Origin of the sequence: uncultured Treponema sp. (assembly GCF_946187725.1) — a bacterium.
Classification (GTDB): domain Bacteria; phylum Spirochaetota; class Spirochaetia; order Treponematales; family Treponemataceae; genus Treponema_D.
On record NZ_CAMHSK010000032.1, the window covers coordinates 19,585 to 34,789 of the forward strand.

Annotated in this window: 12 protein-coding genes; 2 read left to right on the forward strand and 10 right to left on the reverse strand. The window is 44.0% G+C overall.

Annotation, left to right across the window (positions count from 1 at the left end; genetic code table 11):
- Positions 1–6: 6 nt before the first annotated feature.
- The 3 genes from preA to Q0Q74_RS10800 all read right to left on the reverse strand — a co-directional run bounded on the left by preA (position 7) and on the right by Q0Q74_RS10800 (position 5,152).
- Entirely contained in the window at positions 7–1,518 is a 1,512-nt protein-coding gene (gene preA / locus Q0Q74_RS10790) for an NAD-dependent dihydropyrimidine dehydrogenase subunit PreA (RefSeq protein ID WP_294430739.1), read from the reverse strand.
- 151 nt (positions 1,519–1,669) lie between these two features.
- Positions 1,670–3,643, reverse strand: coding sequence for a transketolase (tkt, locus tag Q0Q74_RS10795; RefSeq protein WP_294430741.1), 1,974 nt, complete (start codon positions 3,641–3,643; stop codon positions 1,670–1,672).
- 60 nt (positions 3,644–3,703) lie between these two features.
- Entirely contained in the window at positions 3,704–5,152 is a 1,449-nt protein-coding gene (locus tag Q0Q74_RS10800) for a hypothetical protein (RefSeq protein WP_294430742.1), read from the reverse strand.
- Positions 5,153–5,650: 498 nt separating this feature from the next.
- Here Q0Q74_RS10800 and Q0Q74_RS10805 point away from each other — a divergent pair, with 498 nt between their 5' ends.
- Both Q0Q74_RS10805 and Q0Q74_RS10810 read left to right on the forward strand, forming a co-directional pair.
- Positions 5,651–6,574 (forward strand): Rpn family recombination-promoting nuclease/putative transposase, encoded by a 924-nt coding sequence (locus Q0Q74_RS10805; protein ID WP_294430744.1) that lies wholly within the window; start codon positions 5,651–5,653, stop codon positions 6,572–6,574.
- Between the two features lie 806 nt (positions 6,575–7,380).
- Positions 7,381–7,827 carry an Hsp20/alpha crystallin family protein gene (locus tag Q0Q74_RS10810; RefSeq protein ID WP_294430745.1) on the forward strand — a complete coding sequence of 149 codons (447 nt, stop codon included), beginning with the start codon at positions 7,381–7,383 and terminating at the stop codon, positions 7,825–7,827.
- Positions 7,828–7,864: 37 nt separating this feature from the next.
- Here the strand turns inward: Q0Q74_RS10810 and Q0Q74_RS10815 are convergent, their stop codons facing one another.
- The 7 genes from Q0Q74_RS10815 to Q0Q74_RS10845 all read right to left on the reverse strand — a co-directional run bounded on the left by Q0Q74_RS10815 (position 7,865) and on the right by Q0Q74_RS10845 (position 14,965).
- Positions 7,865–9,250 carry a cell wall metabolism sensor histidine kinase WalK gene (locus Q0Q74_RS10815; RefSeq protein WP_294430747.1) on the reverse strand — a complete coding sequence of 462 codons (1,386 nt, stop codon included), beginning with the start codon at positions 9,248–9,250 and terminating at the stop codon, positions 7,865–7,867.
- A gap of 27 nt (positions 9,251–9,277) precedes the next feature.
- Positions 9,278–9,961 carry a response regulator transcription factor gene (locus Q0Q74_RS10820; RefSeq protein WP_294430750.1) on the reverse strand — a complete coding sequence of 228 codons (684 nt, stop codon included), beginning with the start codon at positions 9,959–9,961 and terminating at the stop codon, positions 9,278–9,280.
- A 13-nt stretch (positions 9,962–9,974) separates the two neighbouring features.
- Positions 9,975–10,430, reverse strand: coding sequence for a hypothetical protein (locus Q0Q74_RS10825; RefSeq protein WP_294430751.1), 456 nt, complete (start codon positions 10,428–10,430; stop codon positions 9,975–9,977).
- A gap of 312 nt (positions 10,431–10,742) precedes the next feature.
- Positions 10,743–12,620 (reverse strand): carbohydrate-binding domain-containing protein, encoded by a 1,878-nt coding sequence (locus tag Q0Q74_RS10830; RefSeq protein WP_294430754.1) that lies wholly within the window; start codon positions 12,618–12,620, stop codon positions 10,743–10,745.
- 201 nt (positions 12,621–12,821) lie between these two features.
- Positions 12,822–13,589, reverse strand: coding sequence for an ABC transporter ATP-binding protein (locus Q0Q74_RS10835; RefSeq protein ID WP_294430756.1), 768 nt, complete (start codon positions 13,587–13,589; stop codon positions 12,822–12,824).
- Positions 13,573–14,427, reverse strand: a complete 855-nt coding sequence (locus Q0Q74_RS10840; protein ID WP_294430758.1) for an ABC transporter ATP-binding protein — start codon at positions 14,425–14,427, stop codon at positions 13,573–13,575. The genes Q0Q74_RS10835 and Q0Q74_RS10840 overlap by 17 nt, the downstream gene beginning before the upstream one ends.
- A gap of 43 nt (positions 14,428–14,470) precedes the next feature.
- Positions 14,471–14,965, reverse strand: a complete 495-nt coding sequence (locus Q0Q74_RS10845; RefSeq protein WP_294430760.1) for an S-ribosylhomocysteine lyase — start codon at positions 14,963–14,965, stop codon at positions 14,471–14,473.
- Positions 14,966–15,205 lie beyond the last annotated feature (240 nt).

Below are 15,205 nucleotides of genomic sequence, written 5' to 3' on the forward strand. Positions count from 1 at the left end.
GCAGTTTCAGCTTTTTGTTGGTGCCGGCCTGTGAATTCTCTTGTTTGAGGTGTTTATCGCTTCCTCTGGACAGACTAGTCTGCACAGGTGGCAGCCAACACATTTGCTTCCGTCCAGTTTTGGAACGCGGTTTTCAAATTTGATTGCCTGGTGACCGCCGTCGTTGCAGGAAATTACACATCTTCCGCATCCAATACATTTTTCGAGATTGAATGACGGGAAAAGGATTGTGTCTCTTTCAAGAACATCTGTCGTATCGCTTACACTGTCTAATCCGGCGCCGATTAAGTCTTTGACGGACGCGATTCCCATTTGAGCCAGATAATAATTCAATCCGGCCTTGAGGTCTTCGACAATCCGATATCCGTACTGCATGACAGCCGTTGTGACTTGAATCGAACCCGAACCCATCAATATGAATTCGAGTGCATCTCGCCAGGTTTCGACACCGCCCATTCCGCTTATATGAAGATTTTTGAGCTTAGGATTCTGAGCGACTTCCGAGATAAATCTGAGGGCAATTGGTTTTACGGCACTTCCGCTGTATCCGCCGATAGCCGATTTGCCTTTTACCGCCGGGGAAGAGACATATGTGTATGGACTGACACCGATGACACTTTTAATCGTGTTGATTGCCGCAATTCCGTCTGCGCCGCCTCTTAATGCTGCTTCTGCCGCTGGACTCATTTTCGCGACATTTGGTGTGAGTTTTGCAAGCACTGGAATCGTAGTGCCTCGTTTTGCGGCACGCGTGTATTTTTCGACCAGCTCAGGAATTTGCCCGATATCAGAGCCGAGACCGTCTTTTTGCATGTTCGGGCATGAAAAATTGAGTTCGATTGCATTTGCTCCGTTTTCTTCACAGAGTTTCGCAAGCGATTCCCATTCTTCTTCGTCCTGCCCCATGATTGAGGCCAATATGAATTTTGTGGGATATTTTTCTTTTAAGCGCCGGAAAATTTCCATGTTTTCGGCAACGCTATGGTCAGAAAGTTGCTCGATATTTTTGAAACCAATCAGGCTTCCGTTGTCACCTTTAATGGCCGAATATCGTGGGGAAGCCTCGTGAATGTCGAAGGAACATATTGTCTTAAAGCTGATTCCTGCCCAGCCTGCTTCAAAGGCACGCGCACACATGTCATAAGTAGACGCAACGACCGAAGATGAAAGAAGGAAGGGATTTTCAAGCGGGATTCCGCATATATCGCAGGCAAGGCGTTTTTCGTCTTCTGGAATGTCGATTTCAGTTTCTGGACACACTTCTTCGATTAAGCGCGAAATTACGGATTTGACAGGAACTTTGCCGGATTTAATGCAGGCTTTTTCGCATGGTGCATCACAGCTGGCGCAAGGACTTTCTTTTGGAAGTTTGATGGCTGCTATGTCCTGATTATCAAACCATACGCTTCGGATGGCCTTGGCGGGATCAAGTTTTGGACAGGCATTGCTGCATGGGGCATCTTTGCATAAAACGCACGAAATAATGTCTTTTCGACCGATATGGTTCTTCAGCATCATAAGTTCAACCTCCTGAAAATCTTCTGCAATAAGTTTACACCCTTTTTTTTAATTTGCAAAATTGATTTTCAGTGAATAATGAAAGTGCTGATTGATAAGTTTTGCTTTAAAATAGAACAGGGGATGCTTTGAAGTGCACCCCCTGTTTTATTTATTTATTCAAAAGTTTGGCAAGTTCCTGAGCAGTGAAGCCCATGTCTTCTGCGACCTTCTTTGCAGGTCCTGATTCGCCGAAGCGGTCAATGCAGAAGCAGTTTTCTTTGCTTGTGAACTGGAGCCATTCAGTGCGGATTCCAGCTTCTGTACAAACGATTCGTTTTGCCTTTCCGATGATTGAATCTTTTTCTGCCTGTGAAAGGTCAGAGAATTTCTTCAAATCTGGAACAGAAACTACGCGGATTGTTTTGCCAGAAACGAGCTTTGCTGCGTCCAAAGCCATGCTGACTTCTGAACCGCTTGCAAGGATTGTAATATCCGGACTTGCGCTTCCTTCCTGAACAACATAAGCACCTTTTTCTGCCATGTTGGTCTTCCAGTTTTTGTCAGCTTTTTCGTAAACTGGCAATGCCTGACGAGTAAATGCCATACATACCGGATGATCTTTTGAAGCGTATGCAATCTTCCATGCTTCGATTGACTCTTCTGGGTCGCCTGGACGGATTGCCTGAACACCAGGAATTGCGCGCAGTGAAGCCATTGTTTCGATTGGCTGGTGTGTTGGGCCGTCTTCACCGACATAGATTGAATCGTGTGTGAATACATAGATTACAGGCTGTTTCATCAAAGAAACAACTCGCAAGCTTGGTCGCAAGTAATCAGCGAATACAAGGAATGTTGCGCAGAACGGACGCAATCCGCCATGCAGAGAAATACCTGCACAAACTGCGCTCATTGCGAATTCGCGGATACCGTACTCGATTGTGCGACCTTTGCGGTTTGCAGCAGAATAAGTGCCTTCGTCGTAAGCCTTGAATGCTGTTTTGTTCGGACCCATCAAGTCAGCGGAACCACCGACCAAGTTTCCGTAGCGTGCAGCAATCATGTTCAAGCCTTTGCCTGAAGCATCACGAGTTGCGCATGAATCGCCGACTTTGTATTCAACATCAGCAACTTCAGCTGTGGCAGCATCTGAGTGGAATGCATCCCACTGTTTTTTAAGCTCAGGATTTTCTTTTGCCCATGCTTCGAATTCTGCGTTCCAGTCAGCTTCCGCTTTTGCAAAATCTTTTGCCTTTTCTCTGAAGAATTCGTAGGCTTCTGGTTCAACATAGAAATCTTTGTCTTCTGGAAGACCGAGTGCTTTTTTGGCAGCAACAACGCCTTCTGCACCGAGTGGAGCACCGTGAACATCAGCGGTGTTTTCTTTTGGAGCGCCCTTACCGATTACAGATTTGAGCATAATCAAAGATGGTTTGTCAGAACATGCTTTTGCTTCATTGATGAGTTTAACCATGCCCTCTACATCATACATGTCACCTTTGAGAACCTGCCAGCCGTATGCTTCGTAGCGTTTTGCGATGTCATCAGTGAAAGTGATATCTGTGCATCCGTCGATAGAAATTTTATTCTGATCATAAAGGACGATGAGTTTACCGAGCTTGAGGTTACCTGCGAGAGAAGATGCTTCTGAAGCAACACCTTCCTGGAGACAGCCTTCACCGACCAAAGAATATGTGTAGTGGCCTACGATTTTGTGATTTGCAGTATTGAAGCGTGCGGCAAGCATTGACTCAGCGATTGCCATACCGACTGCCATTGAAACACCCTGTCCGAGCGGACCTGCAGTACATTCAACGCCGTCTGTGTCACCAAATTCCGGGTGTCCAGGACATTTTGAGCCAACCTGACGGAATGACTTGATATCGTCCATTGAAACTTTGTAACCGGCAAGATGAAGTGCTGAATAAAGAAGCATTGAGCCGTGTCCGGCAGAAAGAACGAATCGGTCGCGGTCTACCCATTTTGAATTGGCAGGGTTGTGCTTTAAGACCTCGCCATAAAGAACAGCTGCAGCTTCGGCAGCTCCCAACGGAAGACCTGGATGACCAGAATTTGCTTTTTGAATGGCATCCATAGACAGGCTGCGGATAGACTTCGCAACAGCAGCAATTCCTTTTGAGTTCATAATAACACCTAACCTCTTAAAAAAATCAGTAGAATCCCTAAAAATCTTTTAGAGATATCTTTATATGACATTGAACCGGTTTTTCTTCACTTTGTCCAAAGCGGAGACCAGAAGCGGTTTTATATCCTCAAAATTGAGTTCCATTCCTTCAAGCGAAAGCTCCATTGCGCAGGCTTCTTCTTCTTCGCACTCAGAATCTCCGGAGAGAATCTCTAGAATCCTTGAAATGTGAGTGTAAAGCTGTGAAAGCGTGACAAGTTCCTGCTGTGGAAGCTGATCGAGTTCTTTGTTGTCGCAGTCAAGCTCGCAAACTAAAGAACCGACTTCCGTAAAAAGCTTTAACGCACGGTGCCGAATGGAACCATTTGCAAAATCTGCAAACCAATTGTAATTTTTACGGAGTATATCATTTCTATTGATAATTTGCAATGTAAGCATTTCCTTCTCTTTTTTTGAGATGGAAAGCTGCTTTGGAATGATTTTTTCAATTACCTCACTGATATCAGTTTTCTTTTCGTACATCAAATCTTTGAGGTAACAGTCAATCACGAAGTCTGGAAGCATGAAGATAGGAAAAGCCCGTTCATCATCTTCATATAAATCCTGATTCCATTTGCCGACAGCTGGAACATCCTTGCCTTTGAACCAGAGCCGGGTTTCTACGCCGAAGATTTCAAGCGAGACTTTTTTGGATATGTCGAGAAATTCGTGGATTGAGCCGCAGTCGGGAACGCATAGCTCTTTACGGTGCTCATAGAAGACATTCGCAAGCTGCTCTTCGATACCCGAACATGGCCCCATGCGGTCAAAACTCTCAAGGAGCGCCTTTTCGAGAGTTTCATACCATTTTTGCCGTTCTATGTCTTCCACGCTGATTTGCATCGGATTCATTTTGTGCGTAAGAATCGGAATGATTTCGACAATACCCTTGTCCCAGTCATAGACGCGGCACAAAATCCTGTCACCATATTTGAAATCAACTTTTTCAAAAATCGGATCAAGAGAAATGCCGGTTAAATTCATTTTTAAAGGAAGCTCAAAGCCGTTTTCCGCAATATGCAAATCCTTGCAGGCCGGATCAGAGCTTATGTACTGAGCAGAAAATTCATCGCCATAAAGACAGAAAAGATCCCGCGCCATGTTGCAGTCGGTGGCGAAAAGTTTTTTGGGAAGTTCCTGACCCAAAAATTCGAAAGTAAGAGAAAAAGACAGGACATCAAAATCAACGAAAGGCATACATCTGTCGCCTGGAACAAAAACCCGCTGTTCAATTTCACGCTGGGTAGGCACAAAACTGAACACCTGATTTGTGAACGCCGCTGCCCGTGTGATATACATTCTTTTTTGCAAAGCGAAAGCCCGTCCGTCATTGTCAAGAAAATCAATCAGCTCGTTCAAAGTGATTTTGTGACCAAGACCACAGAGCATGGCGAACAGTTCCTTTGCCGAAAAAGGCATCGGGTAAGTCCTGAGAAAATTAGTCAAAAAGTTTTCAATTGAAACACTCACACTATAAAGATACTAAAAAAAGCCAGAAAAAGCAAAAGGAAAGGGGATTTTGAATGTTTATGGGCGTGCGTCGTTCGCTTCGCTCACTTAACGAGTTTTCTTTTGCTCACCATTGGGTTCGCATTTTGCTTCGCAAAACCAAGAAAACTCGCAACGCCGGGTGTTCCGCACTTCCGCTATTCGCTTCATTCTTCCGTTCCCTTACGGTCACTACAGAACTGCTTCGCAGGTGCTACATACCCTCACGCATCGGATTTGCAGGATTCACTGTTTAATTCAACAGGATAAACAAGATAAATCGACATTTTTTTTCATTTTTTTCGTCAGAGATTGCCGAAACATGACTTTTTTTTCAAATAAATAGATAGAAGAAAAAGAAAGAGGTGCTGCTCAATAAGTAAAAAAAGTGGTGGTTGAGCTAGTCGAAACCACTTAACTTATCATTCATCCCCATACTTGTTTTTCTTCAAAACTTACTTATCCCCAAAGGAGTCATTTATGACAGAAATCGAAAACTCACCCCCAAAACGCGATTACAAAAGCTCTCTATTCGTGAACATGTTCGGACGCAATGTAAACGCAAAGGAGCATTTTCTTTCGCTCTACAACGCGATTCACGACACGAACTTCAAAATCGGCGAAGTTGAAATCAAGCCGGTCATGCTGGAAAATGTAGTCTACAACAACATCGAGAATGATGTATCGATGGAAATCAACGACAGCATAGTAGTATTGGCAGAGCATCAGAGTACAATCAACAACAACATGCCGTTCCGCTGCCTTGAGTATCTCGTAGCACACTACAACCGATTCTACACCGACAACGACAAATACAACACAAAAGAAATCAAGCTTCCCCGTCCGGAATGTTACGTCTTCTACAACGGAGACGATGCTTTCCCGCAGGAAAAAATCATGCGGCTTTCCGACGCGTTCAAGGAAATCAAGCAAGCGACAAACTTGAAGGATTTGCCCGAATCGCTATCGCTCGACCTGACAGTGAAAATCTACAACATCAACAAGAACGCGAATCACCCGATTCTCCAGAAATGCGAGCCTCTTCTTGCATATTCAAATTTTACGGAGTATGCTAGAATAGGAAAGCAAAACGGAGAGAAGAATCCCCCGAAGTACGCGCTCGACAAGTGCAAACACGGAAATCTTCTCACCGAGTATTTCAATAATCTGAGCAGGGAGGAACAGTCCATGATTTTCGGCGAATGGGACCAAGAGAAGTTCATACAGGTGCAGAAACAAATTGCCTACGAAGATGGCGAAGAAGCCAACAAAATCGCCAATGCGAAGAACCTTCTTTTGGAAACGGATTTGCCACCTGAAAAAATTGCCCGATGCTGCTCGCTTCCTTTGGAACAGGTGCTTGCTCTCAAAGAAGAGATTGAGCGCGAGAATGTGCTTGCTTAGCGAAAAATTGTAGCGCCTCCTCATAAAAAACGCCGCATGGCCAGAAGTAAAATGCACTTCAACAGGCCATGCGGCGTTTTCATTTGGATGCACTCGGCTGTGTAACAGCGCCGCTCCCGGTGATGGCGTCGCTGTAGGTCAGACCGCCTGCTACTCTATTGTAAATTCTATGGATGTTACACCAAATAAGCCAGAGCCTCCATAACAATAATAATGTTGAGGTCAGCCGGCATTTGCACCCATCCAGGAGCTTACAATTACCCCCCCCTATTTGAATAGTTGTTTCATAAGCAACTCCTTTAAGAAAATCAGAAGATTTTACACATTTTCCTGATTCATTTTGAATCAAATGAGTAAATTTGACACAGTTTTAAGCGACTTTTTGACACAATGGGGGATTTTCTGACATGAGGTAGGGATTGTAGCCGCAGCGTTAGCTGTTCCGAAGCGGTGGTGGTTGAGCGGAGTCGAAACCACCAGAGCGTAGGAATGGAGCGCAGGAGCGCGGAACGGCGAAAAGCCCGACCGCGAAGCGGGACCTCCCATAATAATTTTCCGTTTTTAAAATTTAATGTGAAAGTCGCCACAAGGATGTGGCGTAAAAGACAGGAGAGAAAATTCTGTTTGCCTTTAGGTGAACAGAATTTTCTCGTTAGAATCAAAATTACAGGAGGTGATTTTGATTCTTGGCACGCTTCTTGCTATATCTTTAGTGTCAGAGCAAAATCTGATGAGGATAATCAAAAAGATTTCCCCAAAAATTAAATCACATATAATACCTGACCAAACTCAGGAAGGAGAACATTATGAACGCACTTTCACTTTTTAACGACTGGCTCAACAACGATTTTTATGGCAATGAGGGACTTTGCTCAAACTCAAATGTTCCTGATGTGGATGTCACTGAGAGCAAGGATGCTTACACCCTTGATATGGACTTGCCTGGCCGAACAGAGAATGATGTAAGTCTTGAACTTAACGAAGGTGTACTTACTATCTCTGCTGAGAAAACTGAAGCAAAACAGATTGAAGACAAGACTGAAAAACATGATAAACATGAAGAAAAAGATGCTGAAAAACCGCAGTATCTCTTGCGTGAGCGCCGCCGAACTTCATTCCGCCGAAGCTTCACTTTGCCGAAAGACATCGATGCTGACGGCGTAACTGCCGGATTCAAGAACGGTGTTTTGACTGTACGAATCCCGCGTAAAGCCGAAGTTGCACCGCGCAAGATTCAGATTTCAATCGCGTAAGCCGCGTAAATCAACCGCCCGATAAGCGAAGTTTTGATTAAAACTCAATCGTAAAGCCTGCACCGTGAGGAATCATGTTGCGGGCTTTAATTTTTGCTCCCAGTGCGTTGCATAAAGTCTGGGCGATTGCAAGCCCCAGCCCTGAACCGGCGATTTTTCGTGTATGCGATTCATCGGCACGGTAAAAACGCTCAAAAATGTGGGGGAGTGCTTTTTCGGAAAAACCGGGGCCGTCATCACTTTCTTCTATTGTGATTCGATTGTCTTGTTTTTTTGCGCTGATTCGGATTGTACAGCTTTCACCGGCATATTTTAGGCTGTTCGAAATCAATATCGTAAGAACCTGATGAAGCATTTCTGAATCAGTGTTGAGCGTAAGATTTGAACTTTCTGTTTCGATTGTGAGATTTTGCGCAACTGAGGCAAATTCTTCGGTGAGCCATGAAAAAAGTGAATCCAGGGAAACTTCTGAAATCTGAGGCTTGATTCGGCCGCTTTCGATTCGTGAGATTTGCAGAAGATTTGCGATAATTGCCTGCATCGTTTTGGCTTCGTTTTTAATTGCATTGAGGGATTTTTCGAGCTGTTCGGGATTTTCTTTGCCCCAGCGGAGCAAAAGCCCTGTCTGCCCGGAAATGACGGTGAGCGGCGTGTTCAGCTCGTGCGAAACATCACTTGAAAACTGGCGTTCGCGTTCAAAATCTCGCTTTAAGCGTAGGAAGAGCTGATTGAAGGTTTTGGAAAGCTCGTCAATTTCATCGTCGTAGCCGGAAATCGGGAGCAGGTCGGAAAGATTTTCGATTGTGACGGACTGAGCCGCTTTTGTTATTTTTGCAACGGGTTTAATCGTGTTTTTCGTAATGAAGAATGAAATCAGGAATGAAAGAAACAGAATCGGAATTGCCGTAAAAAGGAGTGCTCTAGGCAGCTTTGAGAAGATTTCTTCGTTCGTGTTGTTGTCCATATTCATTGCGATTGCAACGATTATTTTCTGGTCGTTCAGGATATGCGTGTTCGCAAAATAGAGGATGTCGAGGTCGCCGTCAAAAAAGTAATTTTTTTGGAAAAAACGCCGTGCCTTGCCTTTTGTATCTTCAAGCGGCGGCAAAAAAGGGTCGTTCGTTGAAAGAAGAAATTTTGAGTCTGATTCATAAATGATGTAGGTAAGATAATAGGGAATTTCGACTGCGCCGAGGGTGCTTCCTTTGTTCGCACGGAAGTCTGCTTTTGCGGAATTTTCTTTAAAACGCCCGAAAACTACGGATTCCGCGGATTTTAGCTCAAGGCTCTGATTTTGATAAATCAGCGAGCGTATAAAGAAAAGAAATAGTACCGAAAGAAGTACTACTGCCGAAGTCATGATAAACATAAAACCGAGGGCGAGACGGGCCGAAAAAGACTTGAGAAATTTAAAATCAGGCATTTTTGGGGGTCGCCTCCGATTTACCGTTTACACAAGCATGTAGCCTGCACCGCGCACCGTTTTGATGAATTCTTCTTTTGTATGCTCGGCGATTTTTGAACGAAGGTAGCCGACATAGACATCAACCGTGTTTTCGTCGATAAAATGCCCTTTGCCCCAGATTGCATCGATAATATCTGCGCGGGAAAGCACTTTGTTCATGTTTTCGATGAAATTTTTGAGCATGAGGAATTCGGTCTTTGAGAGCGGAATTTCATTTTCGTTGATAGAAAAACTCATTCTGTCCGTGTTGAGCTTTAAGCTTCGTACAGAAAGAGAAGATTCGGCTGGTTTCATTGAGTTGATTCTGCGGAAGAGTGCATTGATTCTTGCGAGCAGTTCTTCAATTTCAAACGGCTTCGGAATGTAATCATCTGCGCCTGAATTCAGGCCGTTGATTTTGTCGATTGTTTCGCCGCGTGCCGTCTCCAAAATGATTGGAACATTTGATTTGGCACGGATTCTTCGGAGAACTTCAAGGCCGTTCAGTTCAGGGAGCATGACATCGAGGAGAATCAAATCCGGGTTTTCTTCATCAAATTTTTCGAGAGCCTGTCTGCCTGTTTCTGCCAGAACCGTTCTGAATCCTTCATGTTCAAGCTCTGGAATAACGAAATCTGAGATGCCCTTGTCATCTTCAACGATTAAGATTTTTTTGCTTTCTTCTGCCATGAACTTCTCCTTTTTAGTCTTTGATTTCTACGCTGACTGGTTCCAGCGGTGTTCCGTCATAAGATTTGAGTGCTGTGATTGTGAGATTGAAATTTTCGTTTCTGACGGGAACAGCGATTCGAATTGTGTCGCCCTTTTTGTTGAAAGCGAATTTTGTTTCTGTGGAAATTGATTCGCCGTTCAGAAGAATTGAATCCGTGCTGAATGTAAGCGGATTTATGCTCTGATTGAAAGTCAGCTCAAGATTTATTTCGTACGGATTGAGCCGTACCGTTTTGACATCCTGAAGCAGAAATTCGTCATTTTTGGAGAGGATTCTGCTTCCACGGTAATAAAGAATTTCTGAAGAAAGTTCTCCTGAACCTTCGTTTTGATGTTCATCCGAACGCCCGTTTTCACTTGATGAAAATGGTTCATCTTGAGGGGGAAATTCGGGAATATTGCGTTCTAAAGCCGTATTTCTTTCCATCGGGGGCGCGGGGCGGAAATCGGGTTCCTGTTGCGCTGAAAATGAGCGGGGGTTGGAAGGCCGTTCGTTCGGCCTGTTGCCTGAAAGCGCCGACCTTTCATTGCGGTCCGGTGGAGAAGGGCGTTCCCGGTCGCCGGGCCCAGAATGCCTGTCTCGTCCATGTGGATCTGCAAATGCACCCAGAGAGCTGATTGAGAAGATTAAAAGTAGAGCAAACTTTCCGGCGATTTTCATAAATCAATTATACCCCAATATCTAGAAATACGGTACGAAAAAGTGTTCTGAAAAGCATAAGCCTTTTCTTAGAACTTCCTATTTTATGCTCGCTGTTGCTGTCGTGCTTCCTGTTGAAACCGCATTTAATGTCTGTGCCGTTGTGCACAAGCCCTTGAAATCAGAACTTGAAATCGTCGGATTTGTGTAAACCTTGTAGCCCGATGATGAAGAACTCGTAAAATCAGGGCAGCTCATTACAAAAAGCCCGAAACTTGAACTTGGAAGGGTGAACGCATACACCGTCGAATTGTTGACCTGGACTGCAACCTTTGAGACAGAGCTTGAAGAAGTCTGTCCCGGTTTTCCCATGCCGCCTGGACCGCCCATTCCGCTTGAACTTCCTGTGAAATAAAGCATTTTCTGACCGCTTGTGTTGTATTCGTTCAAAGCCATCTGTGAGCCGCTGGTTCCTGCAATAATTCCGCCGGTGATGTAAATCTTATTTCCTGAATCGAAAGAATCTTCTGAGCCGGTTGGCGCGTATGAGACCACAACTCCGCCCTGAATATAGAGATTGCCGTTTGAGTCAATTCCGTCGCCTCTTGTTGAATAGATATAAAGATAACCGTCTTTCATGTAGAACGCACCTGATGAGTCGCTTACATTTACTCCGTCGTCAGTTGATGTGACTTCTGTTTTTCCGCCTGAAATCTGAACGATACTTGCACCTTCAATTCCTTCTGCAGAAAAGTTCACGCTCTGATTTGAATAGTAAACTCCGTCAGCATCGTAGTAAGAAATTATGTTGTTTGAATCAGTCGTGTAATTTGTTACGCCCGTGACATTGAATGTGTTCGTTCCGCCAGCAATATAAACTTTTGATGAATTGATGCCTTTTCCGTTGTAGGTCGTGACATTGATTGTGCCGCCGTTGATGTAAACGCAGCTTGTTGAGTCATCGGTATCGGTTTTGATTGCGTGCGCTTTTCTGAAAGTTGAAGAAGAAATGCTTCCTGTTCCATCGAATGTGATTGTTCCGCCATTTACGACGACGCTTGAATCTCCGTTCAGACCGCTTTTTCCTGTTGAAACGAGGGTGTAAGTTCCGCTGTTAATCGTGAGCACTGATTTTGATGCGATGCAGCTTTTGTATGCCTGTGTTACCGAGAGTGAGCCGCTTCCTGAAATCGTGAGGTCGCCCTTGCTGTAGAGAGTGCCTTTTGAATCACTTCCTTCTGATACTGCTGATTTTACGACCGTGCAGTCATAAGTCACGCCGTCTTCTTTATAAGTTGAGCCGCTTTCTGTTGAGTATTCTTCACCATATCCTGTGCCGTAAGCTCTTCCGTCAACGAAAGTGTTTGTTCCGTTCAAAAAAACGATTGCCGGAGAGCCTTTTGTGACTTCAAGACAAGGATAATTTGAAGAGCTGATTGAAACATCGTTAAGACTCACGGTAACCGCATCCGTTCCATTTGACTGAATCTTGACTCCGCCTGTCGTTGCCGTACCGGTGATGCTTATGGCAAGTTCACCTGCAAAGTCCGTAGCATCGATTTTGACAAGGCCTGTTGAAACGCCGGAATCCTTTGTGTATTTGACTGAAATCGTGTCGTTTGAGAAAGAAAGTTTTGAAGTCGTGATTTCAGACCAGGTAGAATTGTCTGCCGAGATTTTTCCTTCAGTTAAATCAATGTAAAGAACTGATGCAAAATCTTCTGGATTAATTTCCGTGTTTGTGCTTTCTGCCGAAGAATCACTCGAATCAGTAGAACCTGTTGAATCACTAGAAGAATCCGTGCTTGTTGAAGTTCCGCCGGTTGTCGCTGTTCCCGTGCTGTTTTCTGTCGAAGAACTTGTTGATGAAGAAGTATCTGAGCCTGTGCTTTCAAATTCTGATTCATCGTCAACAGCACATGCGGTGAGCAATAATGCCGCTGCAAGCAATGTAAAGATTTTTTTGATGTTTTTCATAAGACCACCTCGTTTTTCAGGAAGTTAGGGAAGTGCTGGTTACACTTGTCTGGATTAATCCGCGCTCCATACCAGAGCTGATTCAGACTTTAACTAGTTTCCCACCCGCTTTCAATTTTTTTCCCTGATTCTAAATGACTTCTTAACATCTTCTTAGTGAGAACTTTGGTCCGAAAGAATTTTCTTAGAGTGGATGTGAGTTTAAAAATTCACTGCCTGCAGGAGTTTTTTGGTATACTGGTGTTCTGGATTTTTCAGAAGTTCGTTGGTGGGTTTTTCTTCAACGATTTTACCGTGATACATTACACCAATTCTGTCCGCCATGTAGACGACGACATTAAGATTGTGAGAAATGAAAAGATAGGTCAGATTTAAGGATTTTTGCATTCCCTTCAAGAGATTGAGAATTTGCGCCTGAATCAGGACATCCAGTGAGCTTACGCATTCATCGCAGATTACGAATTCCGGCCGCAAAATCATTGCACTTGCAATCGCAACCCGCTGTCTTTGGCCTCCGCTCAGTTCAGACGGAAATTTTTCAAGCGAATCCGGGGGCAGACCGATTAGAGTGCGCATTTCATTTACAAGACCGAGTCTTTCTTTTTGGGACGAGCCGATTTTATGAATCTTCAAGCCTTCCTCGATTATAAATCCGATTTTATGTCTTGGATTGAGCGTCGCATACGGAGCTTGAAAGATAATCTGCATTTCCTTTCTGAAGTTGAGCATTTTCTCTCTGTTATGAAGCGGAATTTCTTCGCCTTTGAAAAGAATCTGCCCGGAATCAGCTTTTTCGAGAGAGGCAATCATGTTTGCAAGCGTTGATTTTCCCGAACCTGATTCGCCCACAAGTCCGTAAGTTTCGCCTTTAAAAATTGAAAGAGAAACTCCGTCAACGGCCGCAAACGAGGATTTTTTGTTATATGAGAACCTTTTTGTCAAATCAGTGCATTCAAGGATTTTTTCCATAAATTAAATCGCCCCTTTCTTCAAGGAATGCATCATAGACCGCAAGTTTTTGTCCGCGCTTTGAAATGTCCGGAATTGCTTCAATCAGCGCCTTTGTATAATCATGCTGCGGATTTTCAAAAACTGTCTTTGTCGGGCCTTCTTCAACAATCTTGCCCTTGTACATTATGTAGACCCGCGAGCATAGTTTTTTTACGACCGATAAATCATGCGTAATCAGAAGAATGGTCGTTTTATTGATTTTACGCAGATTCTGCAAAATTCCGATTATTTCTTCTTCTGTAAGCACATCGAGTGCCGTGGTGGGTTCATCTGCAATCAGAAGCCGCGGATTGTTCATCAGTGCCATTGCAATCATAATCCGTTGCTTCATGCCGCCCGAAAGTTCGTGAGGAAAACTATTTAAAATCCTCTTCGTGTCCAATAGTCCTGTGAGCCTGGCAAGTTCTTCTGCCCGCTCGTGAGCCTGTTCTTTTGAAAGACCGTGAATTAAGCCCGCTTCTTCAATCTGTTTTCCTGTTTTTATAAGAGGATTCAGGCTTGTCATCGGTTCTTGAAAAATGATTGATATTTCCTTTCCTGAAAGATGCCGGAATTCTTTTTCACTCATTGATGAAATCTGCTTTTCTCCGAGCCGAATTTCACCAGCCGTCATACGAATTGTTTCTGGCAGAAGATGAAGCACGCTCAGGGCGGTCATCGTCTTTCCTGAACCTGATTCACCCACCAGCGCAACAAATTCACCTTCATCAACACCGATTGAAACATCGCTCAAAACCGGTGTTGATTTATTGTGTGAGAAAATTTCTGCACTCAGGTGATTTATTTCAAAAAACATGACTTTTGGGGAACTGATTAGGCTTTGGTTGATTCCGGGGCTTTTATGCGTCTGCGAAGACTTTTCCGTCAGACAGTTTTACCTGAAGTTTTGTATATTCGCAGTGGAAATCGTTTTTAAGACGATTCATATAGCGCTCGCATTCCCATTTGCACATAGGCAGGTCATGAAGAAGATAGTTGCCGCATGTTTCCGGGGTTGTGGCCGGAACTTCATTTTGAGTCAGAATCCATTCAAGACAGCTGATTGTAAGGCGCCTCATGTCTTCGACAGTGTATGAGCCTGTCATAATGATATACATGCCCGTAAGACAGCCCATTGGTCCTACATATACAACATCATCTTTTGCTTCAGAATTGCGGAACCAGGTCGCCATGAGGTGTTCGATGCTGTGTATTGCCGAAGGAGCGACTGCAGGCTCTTTGTTTGGTTCTGTGATTCTAAGATCGAAAGTGGTGAATCCCTTGTCTACGCGTGAAACATAAATGCCCGGTTTTAAATTTGTGTGATCAATTGTAAAACTCTGTATGACTTCCATAGTGCCTGTAACGCTCCTGTGATTTTTCTTCAATTATAGAGCAGCGGGGATTTGAGGGCAATAGCGGGGTTTTTAAGCATAAAAGTGGGAAAATCCGTGAAAAATAAAAAAAACGAAAAAAAATGAAAAAATTTCGAAAAAAAATAAAATTTCTGTTGACACAAAATGTATGTCGTGATATATTCATCCTCACCCGCTGACAACAAGTGCGGCGGTCACAAAGTTCTTTGAACAGCAGAC

Excerpts from the sequence above, each read along its gene's own strand:
- preA (WP_294430739.1), bottom strand. The coding sequence starts at position 1,518 with ATGATGCTGAAGAACCATATCGGTCGAAAAGACATTATTTCGTGCGTT.
- tkt (WP_294430741.1), bottom strand. The coding sequence starts at position 3,643 with ATGAACTCAAAAGGAATTGCTGCTGTTGCGAAGTCTATCCGCAGCCTG.
- Q0Q74_RS10805 (WP_294430744.1), top strand. The coding sequence starts at position 5,651 with ATGACAGAAATCGAAAACTCACCCCCAAAACGCGATTACAAAAGCTCT.
- Q0Q74_RS10810 (WP_294430745.1), top strand. The coding sequence starts at position 7,381 with ATGAACGCACTTTCACTTTTTAACGACTGGCTCAACAACGATTTTTAT.
- Q0Q74_RS10815 (WP_294430747.1), bottom strand. The coding sequence starts at position 9,250 with ATGCCTGATTTTAAATTTCTCAAGTCTTTTTCGGCCCGTCTCGCCCTC.
- Q0Q74_RS10820 (WP_294430750.1), bottom strand. The coding sequence starts at position 9,961 with ATGGCAGAAGAAAGCAAAAAAATCTTAATCGTTGAAGATGACAAGGGC.
- Q0Q74_RS10825 (WP_294430751.1), bottom strand. The coding sequence starts at position 10,430 with ATGGAAAGAAATACGGCTTTAGAACGCAATATTCCCGAATTTCCCCCT.
- Q0Q74_RS10830 (WP_294430754.1), bottom strand. The coding sequence starts at position 12,620 with ATGAAAAACATCAAAAAAATCTTTACATTGCTTGCAGCGGCATTATTG.
- Q0Q74_RS10835 (WP_294430756.1), bottom strand. The coding sequence starts at position 13,589 with ATGGAAAAAATCCTTGAATGCACTGATTTGACAAAAAGGTTCTCATAT.
- Q0Q74_RS10840 (WP_294430758.1), bottom strand. The coding sequence starts at position 14,427 with ATGTTTTTTGAAATAAATCACCTGAGTGCAGAAATTTTCTCACACAAT.
- Q0Q74_RS10845 (WP_294430760.1), bottom strand. The coding sequence starts at position 14,965 with ATGGAAGTCATACAGAGTTTTACAATTGATCACACAAATTTAAAACCG.